Source organism: Desulfovibrio legallii, assembly GCF_004309735.1.
Lineage (GTDB): Bacteria > Desulfobacterota > Desulfovibrionia > Desulfovibrionales > Desulfovibrionaceae > Desulfovibrio > Desulfovibrio legallii.
The window spans coordinates 180176-194678 of record NZ_SIXC01000005.1 but is presented as its reverse complement, the minus strand read 5'-3'; the positions used below and the strand labels follow the sequence as shown (position 1 = coordinate 194678).

Here is a 14503-nt window from a genome sequence, read left to right as displayed (position 1 = left end):
GGCGGTTCTCCTTGCAAATGTTCACATGCGGCGCTGCAGCGACGCCAAACCGCAGAGGAAGGCTTACGGTGGGGAGGCAGCAGGCAATGCGCCCGGCCGGGGCAGCAGGGGCTGGCCCTACCCCTCCAGTCCGCCCAGCAGCAGGTAACGGGTTTCCATGTATTCCAGCAGGCCTTCGCGGCCGCCTTCACGGCCCAGACCGCTGTTTTTGGTACCGCCGAAGGGGGTCTCCGCCGCGGCCAGGGTGATGTCGTTGACGCCGGCCATGCCGTACTGCAGGTTCCGAAACAGCCGCCAGACGCGGGGCATGTGATTGGTGCAGACGTAAGAGGCCAGGCCGTATTCCGTATCGTTGGCCAAGGCCACGGCTTCTTCTTCCGTGTCAAAGGGCATGAGGGCCGCCACGGGGCCGAAGATTTCCTCATGGAAAATGCGCATCTGCGGAGTCAGACCCGTGAGCAGGGTAGGTTCGTAAAAATTGCCGCCCAGGCTGTGAGGCCTGCCGCCGGCAAGCACTTGCGCCCCCTTGTCCTGGGCGTCGCGCACCAGAGCGTCGGCATGGGCCACGGCGGCGGGGTTGATCAGGGGGCCCATGTCCGTGGCCGGATCAAGCCCGTTGCCCACGCGCAGGGCCCGCACCTGGGCCAGCATGGCCTGGGCGAACTGATCGTATACGGGCCGCTCCACCAGAAAGCGGTTGGCGCAGATGCAGGTCTGCCCGGCGTTGCGGAACTTGCAGGCCATGCCCAGGCTTACAGCGCGGTCCAAATCCGCATCGGCAAAGACGATGAAGGGGGCGTTGCCGCCCAGTTCCATGGAAAGGCGCTTGAGCGTAGGGCCGCACTGGGCGGCCAGGGCCTTGCCCACGGCGGTGGAGCCGGTAAAACTCAGCTTGCGCACCAGAGGGTTGGCGGTGATTTCGCCGCCAATGGCGGCAGCCCCGCCCGTGAGCACGTTGAGCACGCCCGCGGGCAGGCCCACGCGCTGGCCCAGCTCGGCCAGGGCCAGGGCGCTGTAAGGCGTGGCGCTGGCGGGCTTGACCACCACGGTGCAGCCCGCAGCCAGGGCCGGGGCCACCTTGCGCGGCAGCATGGACATGGGGAAATTCCAGGGCGTAATGGCTGCGGCCACGCCCACGGGCTCGCGCCGGGTCAAGGCCTGGACTCCCTGCCGAAACACGGGCGTCACCTCGCCCGCAGCGCGGCGGATTTCTTCGGCGAACCAGGGGAAATAAGACGCCCCCTGGCGGATTTCGCCCCTGGCCTCGGCCAAAGGCTTGCCTTCCTCCAGGGTGAGCAGGCGGGCCAGGTCTTCCAGGTTGTCTTCAATGGCCTGGCCCCAGGCCCGCAAAAGGTCCCCGCGTTCCTGCGGCGTTTTGGCCTTCCAGGCGGGAAAAGCCGCCTGCGCCGCCTCAATGGCCCGGCGGGTTTCGGCAGCGCCGCAGTCCGGCGCCTGGCCCAGCAGGCTGTTGTCGACGGGATTGGTCACACGCAGCACCTTGCCGTCGTCGGCCCCGCACCATTGGCCGTTGATCAGGCATTGCTCACGAAAAAGGCCCGCATCGCGCAGTAGTTTTTGCATCTTTTCCCCCAGATACGCACGGGACCGCCGCCGCGGCCGGGATCAGAACAGCTGCCTGCCGCCCAGCCAGTGGTGGACAACGCGCCCGTGCAGTTCGCGCCCCAGAAAGGGCGTGTTCAGACTTTTGGAGTACATGGTCTCCCTGCCGGGAACCCAGACGGCCTCCGGGTCCAGCAAAAAGAAATCCGCCGGATCTCCGGGGGCAAAGCCGTTCCAGGGCAGGTGAAAAATCTCTGCCGGCCGTCGGCACCACAGGCGCTGCAGGTCGGCTTCGGCCAGCACGCCTGCGCGCACCAGCTCCCAGGTCAGGCTCAAAGCCAGGTCCAGACCTGTGAAGCCGCAAGGGGCTTCGTCCAGGGTGCCTTCTTTTTCGTGGGCGGCGTGGGGGGCGTGGTCCGTCACCAGAATGTCGATGACCCCCTCTTTGACGGCGCGGCGCAGGGCCGCGCGGTCCTCGGCCGTGCGCAGGGGGGGGCTCACCTTGGCAAGGGTATTGTACCCTTCAAGGGCGGTTTCGTCCAACAGCAGATAGTGGGGGCAGGTTTCGGCCGTGACCCGCACTCCGCGCGCCTTGCCCCAGGCAATGACGTCCACGGTGAGCGCAGCGGAAACGTGGGCAATGTGCACGGGCAACTGCAGGTACTCGGCCAGCATGATGTCGCGCGCGGCCTGTACGGCCTCGCCCGCCGCCGGCTGGCCCTTGACGCCCAGCAGCCCGCTGGTCACGCCCTCGTGCATGCGCCAGCCCCTGGCCAGATGCGGGTCTTCGCAGTGGTCGATGAGGGTGAGGTCGAGGTCGGCCGCGTATTCCATAATCCGGCGCACCAGCTCGGCGCTCTCCAGGGGGCGGCCGTCGTTGGACACGGCCACGCAGCCCGCAGCCTTAAGCTCGGCCAGAGGAGCCAGTTCCTCGCCCTTGAGCCCCATGCTGGCTGCGGCCACGGGGTAGAGGCGCGGGCCGTGGGGGTGACTGTGGCGGGCGCGCTCCAGCATAAGGGTGGTGACGCTGGCCGTATCGTTGACCGGCCTGGTGTTGGCCATGCACATGACCGCGCCAAAGCCGCCGCGCGCTGCCGCCTCCAGACCGGAGGCGATGTCTTCCTTATATTCATAGCCCGGTTCGCGCAGGTGAGTATGCGCGTCCGTAAGACTGGGCATGAGGGTAAAGCCCTGGGCCTCAAAAATTTCGCAGCCTTCCGGCGGCGGGCAGTGTCCGGCCGGGGTCATGGTCAGAATTTTGCCGTCTTCGATCAGCAGGTCCACCGGGGCTTCCAGGTGGCGGGCATTTTTGATGCAAAGTTTCATGCGCGTCCTCCGTCACGGCGCGTGGCCAGCAGATAGAGCACCGCCATGCGCGTGGCCACGCCGGCGGCCACCTGGTCCAGCACCAGGCTTGCCGGGGCGTCGGCCACGTCGTCGGCGATTTCCAGCCCCCGGTTCATGGGGCCGGGGTGCAGCACCTTCGCGCCGGGCCGGGCCAGCGCCAGATGGCGCGCGCCCAGGCAGAAGCGGCGGGAATATTCCGCCAGGTCGGGCAGCAACCCCGCCTGCTGCCGCTCCAGCTGCAGGCGCAGGCACATGACCGCGTCCACGTCACGCGCGGCGGCGGCAAGGTCGCTGCAGACCTCCACGGGCCAGTGCTCCACGCCGGCGGGCAAGAGCGTGCGCGGGGCGCAGAGCCGCAGCTTCACGCCCAGCATGTGCAGCAAGTGCACGTTGGAGCGGGCCACCCGGCTGTGGGCAATATCGCCCAGAATAAGCAGGGTGCGGCCCGTAAAGCGGCCCTCCCAGGCCGCCCGCAGGCTGAAGCAGTCCAGCAGGGCCTGGGTGGGATGGGCGTGCCAGCCGTCGCCGCCGTTAACCACGCCGCAGGGCAGCAGCTCCGCCAGAAAGCGCGCCGCGCCGCTGCTGGGATGGCGGATGACAATGACGTCCGGCCCCATGGCCTGCAGGGTCAGGCCCGTATCCTTGAGGCTTTCGCCTTTATTTAGGCTGGAGCCGGTCTTGGCCAGGGAATAGGTGTCCGCCGAAAGGCGCTTGCCCGCCACGTCAAAGGAGGTGCGGGTGCGAGTGCTGTTTTCCACAAAAAACAGCACCACGGTCTTGCCCTTGAGAGTGGGCACCTTCTTTACGGGTCGGCGGTTGATTTCCTGAAAACTGGCGGCCAGGTCCAGCAGGTGGAGGGTATCCACGCGGCTGAGCTGGGTGACGTCCAGCAAGTCCTTGTGGGGCCATTGGTAGATTTCTGTACTGTGCATGGCGGTGCCCGGTCAAAAAAAATCCCCGCTGGAACCAACGGGGGTGGAAAAAAACGGCTTAAAAGCCGCAAAAAGCGGCAGACCAGAGGCTCGAAGCCCTCCCGGCCGTGGGCTGCCGGGCATGGGGGTGGCGGTCTTCATGGGCAAAATGTAGGCGCGGGCCCGGCCTTTGTAAAGCAAAAAGTCGGTTGACGCTCCCTGGGGCTTTGACTAGTTATGGACGCACAGACTGCCGCCCCGACGCCGCCCGCTCCCGGGCCGCCGCCTCCGGACGGCTGCGGCCGCGCGCTCCGGACCGGGGCCGCGACAACCTTACGACACTGCAACAGGGAGGGGGTCATGTTGTTTTCGCTGCTGGCCTATCTTGGCTGTGGGGCTGTAGCCGGTATCCTGGCCGGACTTCTGGGCGTGGGCGGCGGCCTTGTGCTGGTGCCCATGATGCTCGCCATCTTTCCCACCGTGGGCGTGCCGCCCCAGTATGTGCAGCAGATGGCCCTGGGCACCTCGCTGGCCAGCATCATGATCACTTCCATCTCCAGCGCGCGGGCCCACAACAAACGTGGAGCCGTGCACTGGGACATTTTCAAGGCCATCACCCCCGGCATTCTGGTGGGCACCTTCGGCGGCGGCCTGCTGGCCACGCACTTGCCCACCATGTTCCTGAAGGTCTTTTTTATCTGCTTTCTGCTGGTTGTTGCCGTGCAGATGCTCTCCAACTATCGGCCGCCGGCCAGCCGCGACATGCCCGGATCCCTGGGCACGGCCTGCGTGGGCGGCGGCATCGGGCTTGTTTCCAGCTTTGTGGGCATCGGCGGGGGCACGCTTTCCGTGCCCTTTATGACCTTTTGCAACGTGCCTCTGCACCACGCCGTGGGCACCTCGGCGGCCATCGGCTTTCCCATTGCCGTAGCCGGCACCCTGGGCTATATCATAGGCGGCTGGGGCCGGCCGGATCTGCCCGCCGCCAGCCTCGGCTTTGTCAACCTCTGGGCTCTGGTGGGCATAGCCTCGGCCAGTTTCTGCACTGCACCGCTGGGGGCGCGTCTTTCCCACGCCCTGCCTGCGGCCAAGCTCAAAAAAGGCTTTGCCTGTTTTCTGATCATTGTAGCCGCAAAAATGGCCTGGGGGCTTCTATAACCCCCATCCCCAAGCCATGAACGTCCATTGACACCGGAAAAACGGCAGCCTGACGGCATGGCCGCACCACCGGCAAAAAACCTGGGGGAGCGCCCTTCGCAACGCGACGCGCCCGAGCGACACGCTGGACAGCGGCGCGGCGGCGCTTACGCAAGAGGCTGCCAGTTCTGCCGCAGCTTGGGCCGACCGCTGCGGCGCACCCGTGTGGGGGCGGTTCTTCCACTCCACCCGACCAAGACGGAACTATGAAACTACACACCCACAACATCCAGCGCGCACGGGCCATCTGGTGGAACCTGCTCTGGCTCACTCTGGGCTCTTTGCTCATGGCCCTGTGCATTCAGGGCGTGGCCGCGCCCCACGGCTTTCTGTCCGGGGGCGTCATGGGGCTCGCCCTGCTGACCAATTACTGGTCCGACACGCTCACCCCCCTGATCTGGTATTCCCTGCTCTGCGCGCCGGTTTATGTGCTGGGCTGGTTTGTTGTGGGCCGCCGCTTTCTGCTCTATACGGCCTACGGCACGCTCTGCACCACGCTGTTCGGCTTCTGCATCAATTTTACCATCCCTCTGCAAACGGAACTCTACGCCGCAGTGGTGGGCGGCGTGCTGCACGGCACGGCCGGCGGCATGATGCTGCGCACCCTGGGCAGCGGCGGCGGCACGGACGTCATTGCCGTAGCTCTCAAGGACCGCTGGAACGTGCCCATCGGCCAGTTCAACTTCGCCTTCAACTGCCTGCTCTTTCTCGCGGCAGGCACACACATGCCCCTGGACAGCATTGTGGCGTCCATGATCATGATGTTCATCTCGTCCCAGACCCTGGAATACGTGCTGGGCATGTTTAACCGCTACAAGCTGGTCATGGTCATTTCCGACCACGGGGAAGAAGTGAGCGAGGCCATCCTGGTTTCAGAGCGTTTTGGCGTGACCCTTATGCGCGGCAAGGGGGCCTATTCCGGCGTGGACCGCGAAATTCTGCTCACGGTCACCAACAACGTGGCTCTCAAGCGCCTGGAAAACCTGGTCTACAGCATTGACCCCCATGCCCTGTTCATTGTGGAAAACACGTTTTACGTGGCTGGCGGCCAGTTTGCCCGCCGCCCTCGCTGAACGCGGAGGCCCTGTGCACGCCACGCCGCCCCTTTCCTCACCAGCGCAGCCTCTGCCCGATGGCATCGCACCCGATCGGGATGCAGGCCACGGCCCCGTGCTTGCCATCCGCGCCAAAAGCCTGCTGCCCCTGACCGGGGAGGAACCAGCGCGCGGCGCGCGCCTTTTTGCCCCCCTGAAGCGCGTAGACAATGCCGTGCTGGTGGTGCGCCACGGTCTGGTGGAGGCCGTGGGCCGCTGGGGCTCCACGCCCCTGCCGCCGGGCGCGCTGGTGCGGGACGTGGGGCCCGTATGCCTGGCCCCGGCCTGCGTCAATGCCCATACCCACCTGGAGCTCTCCCACCTGGCCGGGCGTACCCGCTGGGAAGCCGGTTTTACGGCTTGGCTCCAAAGCCTCATCCCCCTGCTGAGCCCGCCCCAGGACGCGGCGGCCGCCAGCGCGGTGGTGGCTGCGGCAGAGGCGGCCTGCGCCGATATGGCCGCCATGGGCACGCGCTGCGTGGGCAATGTGGCCGGTTCCCTGCCCCACGGCATCCTGGTGGCCGATGCGGCTTCCCGTGCTGCAGGCCTTACGGTAAGCCATTTTTGTGAGTGGTTCGGCTTTGGCCCGCCCTTTGCCCAGGGGGAAGGCCCCTGGCCGCCGCGCTGCCGCGAGGCCGCCGAGGAAGACCCCTTTCTGGCGGCGCGCTGCGCCCCCGGCGGACACGCCCTCTACTCCACCGGGCCGGACGTGCTGCAAACCGCGCACGAAAACTGCCGCCGCATGGGGCGGGTATTTTCCTTCCACTTGGCGGAATCGCCGGAGGAAACGCAGCTGCTCACGGAAGGCGCGGGGCCCCTGCTGGACTGCTATGCGGGGGTGGTGCTGCCGCCGGACTGGCGCGCGCCGGGCCTGCGGCCTTTGGCCTACGCCCTGCGCCTGGGCTTACTGTGCGCGGGGACCCTGGCCGTGCACGGCGTACAGCTGGACCAGCAGGAAGTGGAAGTGCTGGCGGCCAGCGGCGCGGCCCTCTGCCTCTGCCCCCGCTCCAACCGCCGCCTGGACGTAGGTCTGGCCCCGGTGCGCGAACTGATGGAAAGCGGCTGCCTGCTCTGCCTGGGCACAGACGGCCTGACCTCCAACCGCGACCTGGACGTACGCCAGGAGGCCGCGTGGCTGCGCGAAACCCTGGACGTGCCGCCCGAAGCCCTGGTGCGCCTGCTCACGGTCAACGGCGTAGCTGCCCTCAACCTGCAGGCCAGCGGCGCGGGCCGCCTGGAACCGGGGGCCCCGGCGGACTTCTGCGTTCTGCCCGAAGCGCTGGTCTATTAGAGCATTTAACACTTGAAATGCTCGCTTACGGCAGGCAAAAGCCTGCCTTCTCGCATTTTGTGGCAAGGATTTTCAAAAAAATTCTTGCAGAGCAGTTAGCTCATTTCATTCGCTAACTGCTCTAGAACAGCGTTCCGTTGAGAATACGCATTCTCAACGGTTACGGCACGCTTGTTCCGGCACTTACCCGCGCAAATAACATAGCGGTGCTGTCTGCATCCGCAGCTGGCGCTGCTGTCTTTGCCCGTAACTTTCTCGTTGTAACGGATCAGGCTCCTGCATCTCAGCGTCTGAGCTACGCTTGCGCCTCAGCGACGGGCGGCTGCTGACCTGCCAGGGCACTTCAAAAAGAAATGCCCGCTTGGGACAGGCAAACGCGGGCCAACGCGCATTTCGGAGTGAACCCTTAAAAAGGGCTTGCCCCTGTCTTTGGTCTAGACCCTGCCTTGCCGAACCTGGTCTGTACTGGTTTCTGGGCCGCAGCGACAACCCCCAAGCCCTGCCCTTTCAAAGATGGATTTATGGCGGGGTGCTGCCCTCTATCCGCAAAACCAGCTGCTACGGCCTGCCCCTGATCATGGACGACGTGCAGCAGATCATGCGCCTGCCGGAAGCGTATAAACGCGAGGCGTTCCGCCGCCTGCTGAGCTACGCGGCTCGGCAAAGCGACCCAGCCGAGGGCGCGCGCCTTATGTGCAATATCTGCTGCATTTTTGCCGCCGCCGCAACAGGCGCCCCCTGGGGCAGGCCCGGCTGGCCCTCTGATCTTTCCCTCCCGGGTCGCTTCCCACGGTCCAGCCCCATGCCGGAACCCCTCGTCCGGCGCGGGGCTTTTTGTCCATAAGCAGACATAACGCAAAAACAGCACAACATGCTGAAAAGTTTGTTTAATGCCTCTAAACTTGGCCCTCTTGGAAAAATAACCGCAAAATATTTTCGGGGGCATCGGAAAGGTGTAATAAGTGTAATCTCATTATATTTCAGTATATTAAAGTGTAATATTTTTGTAATATGGTTACACTTTTCCATGTAATAAAATTACTCTTTGCTGTAATTTTTGTGTCCTTTTAACTAACTGAATTTATACAAATATTACAAATAGCCCTAAAAAATGTTACACCATATCACACCTGAATTACAGACGATTACACTTATTACGGTGTTGCGAACCCCTGTGCCGCTTTATATGCAAACACCCCCAGGCAGCCCCTCTCCGCCCATTGACAAACGGTATATTTTTTATACCTTATGAGTATGAAGTTTGAATACGATCCGGCCAAGAGCGCGGCCAACAAGGCCAAACACGGCCTCGATTTTGAAGAGGCCAAGGCCCTGTGGAAAGACGAAAACCTGCTGGAGGTTCCCGTGCTGCGCACCGGGGAGCCGCGCTTTCTTGTCATTGGCTGCATTGGGGGCAAGATCTGGACCGGGGTTATCACATACAGGGGCAACGCCGTGCGCATCATTTCCGTACGGCGCGCCCGCAAGGACGAGGTGGAACACTATGGATCGTGAACATATTTCCGCAGAGGAATTTGACCGCCGTTTTGACGCTGGCGAAGACATTTCCGGCCATGTGGACTGGGCAGCAGGCCGCAGGCCCAACAAGCAGACACAGCGGGTAAATGTGGACTTTCCCACCTGGATGGTGGAAGCGCTGGATACGGAGGCCCGCCACCTGGGCGTGAGCCGTCAGGCGCTGGTCAAGGTCTGGATAGCCAACTGCCTTGCGCGTGACGCCCACAGCGCCAGATAAAATTCATCCACGCAGAGAAGATAAGAAAAGCCGGAGCAATCCGGCTTTTCTGTTGCCCTGCGAACAAATACCACCTGCCTATGTGCAAATAGGTTCCGCATACCTAACGAATACACCAAAAACATTTAAAACTCTTTTAATATATAAAACACATTTTGACCCTCCCCCCGAAAAGTATGCCATTAAAAAGTTCGTGTTCCTGACATAGGAGCACAAGGATGAAACGTAGCAGATTTACCGAAGAGCAGATTATTGGGATATTGCGGCAAGCCGAGGCAGGAGTGCGCGTTGTCGATTTGTGCCGACAGAACGGCATCTCGGACGCGACATTTTATAAATAGCGCAGCAAATTCGGTGGGATGCAAGTCCCTGATGCCAAACGGCTACGCAATTGGAGGATGAAAACACTCGGTTGAAGAGGATTGTCGGCGAACAATGGGGACCACCTCTGAGGTCCTGTCCGTTGAGGTTCAGTTTTTTTAATCAACCTGAAACTGAATCAGAGCCGCGGTGAAATTGACAAGAGCGTGCGAATGCTCGGTTGCAGCTTCATACTTTGCTCCTGCCATGTTTTAAGGTGGGCGAACACCTCCTGTAATGTGATGTTTGCGAGGCTTTCCGGATCTGGTTTCTGGTTGAGCATCTTGCAATGAAAATATGCTTCAACAGCATACTTTATTCGGCCAATTTCCTTGGATAGCTGTAGCGCATTGCCTCCTGCGGACTTGTGGCCCAGATAGAGCAATGTGCATGCATGCTGAACAATTTCCTCTTCGCGAGGAAAAGCGGCACAGTCTAATACTCCGTTTGTGCCACCGGCGCTAAAGCCTCGACAGATAGTCACGATCATCAACCGCGCTTGGCAAAAAGAGGTAAACTTAGCCATCACAAGGCCCGTATACACGCCAGAGATGATACCTGTAACAATGCTCAATCCAATGTTGATTGATAAGTCTTGCCAATTCATCTGCCACCTCATTTTTGAGTACCAAAGCGCCATGATAGGGCTTATCTCTGTAGAGAGCCTGAATCCTTTGAGTGGGGGGGAGAGGTGGTCCCCATTGTTCGGACAGCAAATAGCGCTTTGTCAGCTAGTTTTACCCTTATCAGGCTGCCTTTAAAAGTCCTTGTTCATGAAAACGTTCTGGGGGGACTACAACCAGCAGCGTCCGCACAGCTCCTTGGGCTGGCTGACGCCAGAAGAATTTTGCCGACAGAACAGAACCCATAACCCAACAGGAACCACTAAGTTACAAGTGGTATACGCAATGGGGTAAGGTCAACGATTGCACATGACATTAATATCAATAAAATAATAACATGCTTGAATGATTTGTTTTTATTTTCATATCGACATCTCGAAAAAATATTTTGTATGTCCTTTTGTATGTCCCAACAAAAAAGGGTTTATGGTGAATAACCATAAACCCTTGATTTAATTGGTCGGAGCGACTGGATTCGAACCAGCGACTTCCTGCTCCCAAAGCAGGTGCGCTACCAGACTGCGCCACGCTCCGAAATTGGTTTCCGTATCGGCTTCGGGCTTGGTTTAACCATTGGCGGGCGGGGGGTGTCAAGCCCCTGCGTCGCATCGGCGCGGCTGCGCCCTGCTCTGTCCTGCCGTTATTTTTTTGGCGGCGCGGGCAGGATGACGGCCCCGCTTTTGCGGTCGCGGCGCGCGCGTTCCGGCACACGCACGGGCACAAGGTCGCCACTGGCCAGGCCAGCCGCATCCTCCAGCAGGGCCAGCCCTTCGTCCATACAGGCATAACGCGCCTCGCCGCGCAGCCCCGGCACCGCAAAAGGTGCGGAAAGCACCCTGGCCAGACTCTTTGTCACAGCCGACGGCGCGCCGCCCTCACCATGCCCTCTGTTGGCGGGGCCTTCTCCGGCCATCGCGCCGCGCGCCTCCACCGTTCCGGCATCCCCTGCGGCACGCGGGGTCAACAGCAGGGGCGCAAGGCTCAAGCCGCTTTTGGCCAGCCTCGCCTGGACAGAAATTTTCTCCAGCCAGGCAGGCGCGCCGCCGCTGTCAAAGGTAAAATGACACCAGCCCCGGCCGCGTTCTTCCAGCAGAGGGCAAGCCGCACTGTGCGGGCAGGGAGCCACGGCCCGCAGGCCGCCCTCCAGGGCCAGACGACGCAGGCGCATGACCGTGCCGCCGCCCAGCCTGGTGCCCGGCTCCACCACCAGCAGGTCCGGCCCGGACACAAGTTCGGATGCCGCCCCGCACGGGCTTCCGGACGCCACAACGGACACGCCGTCCTGGCTGCGGTCCGCGCTGCGACACGGGCCGAGCTTCGCCGGGCTGTTCCCTCCTGCCGCGTCCGCCAGGGCCGTGCCCGCTTCGCTGTTCGCATCCCGCTCCCAGAACAGCGGCCCCAGCGAGGCCAGCAGGGCTTCCAGCCGTTCGTCCCGACAGCCCTGGGGGCGTTCTTCAGCCTCCACGTCCGCATCTTCATGCGGGCCGTGCCCGCCGTGTCCGCCAAAACGCAGTTCGTTGAGCACATTGGCCGCGCTCACCAGCCAGGGCCGGGTCCGTCCCCCGGCCAGCAGCGGGGCGGCGGCGCGGGCGGCGCGTTCCAGGGGGGCGCGCGCCAGGCGCACGGGCCAGACCGGTTCGCCGCTCAGCTCGCCCAGGGCGGCCAGCAGGTCCCGGCCCAACTCCAAAGGTTGCACCGCCGTATCCACGGCCAGCACCTGCACGGGAGCCCTGCGCCACTGCGGCCGGGCCAGCCAGAGGGCCAGGGGCAGGGTCAGCGGCCCGGACCCCAGGTCCAGCAACAGGGCCTGCCCCCCGGCCGGAGCTGCCGCGCGCGGGTCCGACAGGGGCAACGCCGCCAAAAGCCGCGTCAGACGCAGCAGATTCCAGGGCAGGAAGTAATACAGATAGGCGCTCACCGCCGCCGGAGAGCTCCAGTACGGGCGCTGCAGCCCGGCCCGCTCCGTGGTGAGCAGCTGAGACAGGGCGGCCACATCGTCGGGCAGAGAACGCCGGTGGGCCGCACTGAGCGGACGGACCCGGCGCAAGGCTTCGGGCAGGCGTTCCAGCAGAAGGCGCGCAGCCTCAGGCACAGGGGGCAGCAGGCGCTCCGCCGTTGTCCAGAGTGAAGAGCCGGGCCCGCCGACAGACGGACGCCCGGCCTCCGCTTTCCTTTGGGACGCGGCTCCCGCGTGGGACGCACGCCCTGCGGAAGAGGGACGGGCCGGACGTTCCGCCGGGGGACGCGGCCCCGTGGGCTGCGGCGCGTCCCGACCCGCACGCGACGGGCGCGACTGCCCGGACGGACGGCGCTCCCCATCCGGCTCCCCCCGCCCCATACCCTTGCGGTCAGGCCAATGGCCCTGCCCCTGAGCAGCGGGGTTTGCGGGGGACGCGGGCTTACGGGGCCGGGAACCGTCCCGTCGGGATTTGGGGGACGACGATACGCCGCGTGGAGCGGCGGCAGAGCGGGACATTCAACCTCCAAAGCGCATCTGACGCAAATAGTCGTGCGCAAAATCCGGTTGTTGGGTGAGGGCCAGGACGTGGGCCTTGCAACAGAGCCGGGCTACAGCCGCGCCCCGTTCCGGACAACGGGCCAGCAGGGCGGCCCCTTCCAGAGCCGTGTTGCCCACGGCCTCGGTGCGGCGGGCCAGCCCGGCGGGCAAAAAGCCCAGGGTTTCCAGATCCTCCAGACAAACGTGCGCCCCCAGACTGCCGGCCAGACAAAGACGCGCCACCCCGGCCACGGGCAGATCCGCCGCCCGGAGCAGGGCCTCCAGGGCCAGGGCAAAGGCCGCCTTGACCTTGAGCAGTTCCTCCACATCCCCGGCATCCAGCCACAGGCCGTGCGGCAGACGCAGCCGCCCGTGCTCCAGACCGGCGGCCAGACGGCGGGTCAGAGGCATGGCCGGGGCCGGGTCCAGCCGCCCATCGGATTGCAGCAGGCCCGCGCGCAGCAGCACGGCCAACAGGGACAAGTACCCCGTGGCGCTGATGCCGCGCGCCCGCGCGGCAGGCTCCGGCTGCGTGCCGGGCCCGACAGCGGCACAGGCGGAACAAGGACAGGCCGCGCCGTGGGGCGCGGCCGCCGCAGGCTCCGCAAAAAGCCGCGCCGTCAGGCCCAGGGGCGTGAGGGCAAAGCCCGTGACCACGCCGGGCCCGGCCTGCTGGCCGCACTGGGGCCCGATGCCCTCCAGGGCCGGCCCCAAAGGCACGCTGGTAAGCCAAAGCGCCGTGTCGGTCAGCAGCGCCATTTCCCCATTGGTGCCCATATCCGCCAGCACAAAAGGCCGGGGCGCGCCGCGCTCCAGCAGGGCCGCCAGCCCGGCGCTCACGTCGCCGCCCACAAAGGGCGCGGGCTGGGGCGGCACATAGACGGGCGGCAGACCCGGCACGTCCGCCACGACGTCACCGGTAAAATCCAGCCTGTAGGGCGCGGCGCAGAGGCCCGATACGTCGCGATCCAAAAAAATGGCCGTCATGGCGGGGTTGGCCGCCAGACACAAGCGCACGATCCGGCCCACGCCCCGCACCGCCAGCCCTTCCGCCACGGCCTGCAGCTCACGGCGGACCAGCGCCGCCAGAATGCCGCGGCCTTGCGGCTCCCGCGCCACAGCCAGACGGGACATGACGTCCGCGCCGGCCCCGGCCTGAGGATTAAGCCCGTGCCCCTGCGCCGCCGTCCTGCCCTCCTGATCCACGGCCTGCCAGTACAACGAGGTAGTGCCCAGGTCCACGGCCAGGACCAGATCCGGGAGCGCGTCGACCTGTGAGCCAGGCGCAGCCGTTTCCGAGCCAGGCGCAGCCGTTTTCGAGCCGGGCGCAGCCGCTGCAAAGGCGGACGTGCCAAGCTGCCCCGCGTGCAACCCCGTCGGGCTCAATGCGGCTGCTTTGGGGGCCGCCGCCCCTGCCCCCGCGTCGGGGGCGTAAAAATCCTCGGCCGGCAGTTCCAGTTCCAGATCGCCCCCGGCCTCCGGTACTGTGTGACGGCAGGCGAGCCGCCAGCCGACGGCCAGTTCCTCCGGCGTAAATACGGCGCTTTCGGCGGGCAGCGGGGGTGGGGCAGCGCGACGAAAGCGCAGCCGGCAGCGGCCGCAGCGGCCCAGCCCGCCGCAGAGGGGCAGGGGCGGCACAAGGCCCGAAAGCCAGACGGCCTGCGAAAGGGGCACGCCCGGCGCGGCCTCCAGCTCAAGAGGCCGAACGCCCGCCGCCGGGTCTGGAGAAAAAAGACGCAGACGCATGTCCGCAGCCTGCCTCAAGGCCGGGGCAAAGGCAAGGGAAACCGCGCCCGGGCCTTTGCCGCTTGTCAAACTGGCCTTTTTTTTGCATTATAAAAAAATAACGCCGTGCTGCGGCAAGACC

Annotated in this window: 13 protein-coding genes, 1 tRNA gene and 1 pseudogene; 8 read left to right on the top strand and 7 right to left on the bottom strand. The window is 64.4% G+C overall.

What is annotated here, in order from left to right; all coding sequences use genetic code 11:
- Positions 1 to 117 precede the first annotated feature (117 nt).
- The 3 genes from EB812_RS05550 to EB812_RS05540 are packed head-to-tail and all read right to left on the bottom strand — an operon-like array spanning position 118 to position 3839.
- Positions 118 to 1581, bottom strand: a complete 1464-nt coding sequence (locus EB812_RS05550) for an NAD-dependent succinate-semialdehyde dehydrogenase (protein ID WP_118230479.1) — start codon at positions 1579 to 1581, stop codon at positions 118 to 120.
- Between the two features lie 42 nt (positions 1582 to 1623).
- The gene (locus EB812_RS05545; protein ID WP_118230480.1) at positions 1624 to 2886 is read right to left on the bottom strand and encodes a dihydroorotase; all 1263 of its coding nucleotides are present in this window, start codon (positions 2884 to 2886) and stop codon (positions 1624 to 1626) included.
- Positions 2883 to 3839, bottom strand: a complete 957-nt coding sequence (locus EB812_RS05540; protein ID WP_118230481.1) for an aspartate carbamoyltransferase catalytic subunit — start codon at positions 3837 to 3839, stop codon at positions 2883 to 2885. Before EB812_RS05540 ends, EB812_RS05545 begins: the two co-directional genes overlap by 4 nt.
- A gap of 339 nt (positions 3840 to 4178) precedes the next feature.
- Here EB812_RS05540 and EB812_RS05535 point away from each other — a divergent pair, with 339 nt between their 5' ends.
- The 7 genes and pseudogenes from EB812_RS05535 to EB812_RS11825 all read left to right on the top strand — a co-directional run.
- Entirely contained in the window at positions 4179 to 4976 is a 798-nt protein-coding gene (locus EB812_RS05535) for a sulfite exporter TauE/SafE family protein (RefSeq protein WP_118230482.1), read from the top strand.
- Positions 4977 to 5221: 245 nt separating this feature from the next.
- Positions 5222 to 6088: a YitT family protein gene (locus EB812_RS05530; protein ID WP_118230483.1), complete on the top strand. Its 867-nt coding sequence runs from the start codon at positions 5222 to 5224 to the stop codon at positions 6086 to 6088.
- A 13-nt stretch (positions 6089 to 6101) separates the two neighbouring features.
- Entirely contained in the window at positions 6102 to 7400 is a 1299-nt protein-coding gene (locus EB812_RS05525) for an amidohydrolase family protein (RefSeq protein ID WP_242621210.1), read from the top strand.
- A 529-nt stretch (positions 7401 to 7929) separates the two neighbouring features.
- A complete protein-coding gene (locus EB812_RS05520; RefSeq protein WP_165450893.1) occupies positions 7930 to 8244 on the top strand; it encodes a hypothetical protein in 315 nt (104 codons plus the stop codon).
- A 410-nt stretch (positions 8245 to 8654) separates the two neighbouring features.
- Complete coding sequence (locus EB812_RS05515; RefSeq protein WP_118230486.1) at positions 8655 to 8915, top strand: BrnT family toxin; 261 nt, start codon at positions 8655 to 8657, stop codon at positions 8913 to 8915.
- A complete protein-coding gene (brnA, locus tag EB812_RS05510) occupies positions 8905 to 9156 on the top strand; it encodes a type II toxin-antitoxin system BrnA family antitoxin (protein WP_207287321.1) in 252 nt (83 codons plus the stop codon). The genes EB812_RS05515 and brnA overlap by 11 nt, the downstream gene beginning before the upstream one ends.
- 218 nt (positions 9157 to 9374) lie before the next feature.
- A pseudogene (locus EB812_RS11825) lies at positions 9375 to 9589 on the top strand (transposase); the annotation flags it as partial.
- 66 nt (positions 9590 to 9655) lie between these two features.
- On the opposite strand, the gene EB812_RS05500 reads toward EB812_RS11825, so the two are convergent.
- On the bottom strand, positions 9656 to 10123 hold the full coding sequence (locus tag EB812_RS05500; protein ID WP_130957908.1) for a hypothetical protein: 468 nt from the start codon (positions 10121 to 10123) through the stop codon (positions 9656 to 9658).
- Positions 10124 to 10289: 166 nt separating this feature from the next.
- Between EB812_RS05500 and EB812_RS11970 the strand changes: the two genes are divergently transcribed.
- Positions 10290 to 10433, top strand: a complete 144-nt coding sequence (locus tag EB812_RS11970) for an integrase core domain-containing protein (protein WP_130957907.1) — start codon at positions 10290 to 10292, stop codon at positions 10431 to 10433.
- Between the two features lie 163 nt (positions 10434 to 10596).
- Here the strand turns inward: EB812_RS11970 and EB812_RS05490 are convergent.
- The 3 genes from EB812_RS05490 to EB812_RS05480 form a co-directional block, all read right to left on the bottom strand.
- Positions 10597 to 10673 (bottom strand) — tRNA-Pro (locus EB812_RS05490).
- A gap of 106 nt (positions 10674 to 10779) precedes the next feature.
- Complete coding sequence (locus EB812_RS05485; RefSeq protein ID WP_165450897.1) at positions 10780 to 12231, bottom strand: small ribosomal subunit Rsm22 family protein; 1452 nt, start codon at positions 12229 to 12231, stop codon at positions 10780 to 10782.
- A 384-nt stretch (positions 12232 to 12615) separates the two neighbouring features.
- Positions 12616 to 14382, bottom strand: coding sequence for an ASKHA domain-containing protein (locus EB812_RS05480; RefSeq protein WP_118230820.1), 1767 nt, complete (start codon positions 14380 to 14382; stop codon positions 12616 to 12618).
- Between the last annotated feature and the right edge of the window lie 121 nt (positions 14383 to 14503).

Excerpts from the sequence above, each read along its gene's own strand:
- EB812_RS05545 (WP_118230480.1), bottom strand. The coding sequence starts at position 2,886 with ATGAAACTTTGCATCAAAAATGCCCGCCACCTGGAAGCCCCGGTGGAC.
- EB812_RS05515 (WP_118230486.1), top strand. The coding sequence starts at position 8,655 with ATGAAGTTTGAATACGATCCGGCCAAGAGCGCGGCCAACAAGGCCAAA.
- EB812_RS05550 (WP_118230479.1), bottom strand. The coding sequence starts at position 1,581 with ATGCAAAAACTACTGCGCGATGCGGGCCTTTTTCGTGAGCAATGCCTG.
- brnA (WP_207287321.1), top strand. The coding sequence starts at position 8,905 with ATGGATCGTGAACATATTTCCGCAGAGGAATTTGACCGCCGTTTTGAC.
- EB812_RS05535 (WP_118230482.1), top strand. The coding sequence starts at position 4,179 with ATGTTGTTTTCGCTGCTGGCCTATCTTGGCTGTGGGGCTGTAGCCGGT.
- EB812_RS05480 (WP_118230820.1), bottom strand. The coding sequence starts at position 14,382 with ATGCGTCTGCGTCTTTTTTCTCCAGACCCGGCGGCGGGCGTTCGGCCT.
- EB812_RS05500 (WP_130957908.1), bottom strand. The coding sequence starts at position 10,123 with ATGAATTGGCAAGACTTATCAATCAACATTGGATTGAGCATTGTTACA.
- EB812_RS11970 (WP_130957907.1), top strand. The coding sequence starts at position 10,290 with ATGAAAACGTTCTGGGGGGACTACAACCAGCAGCGTCCGCACAGCTCC.
- EB812_RS05540 (WP_118230481.1), bottom strand. The coding sequence starts at position 3,839 with ATGCACAGTACAGAAATCTACCAATGGCCCCACAAGGACTTGCTGGAC.
- EB812_RS05530 (WP_118230483.1), top strand. The coding sequence starts at position 5,222 with ATGAAACTACACACCCACAACATCCAGCGCGCACGGGCCATCTGGTGG.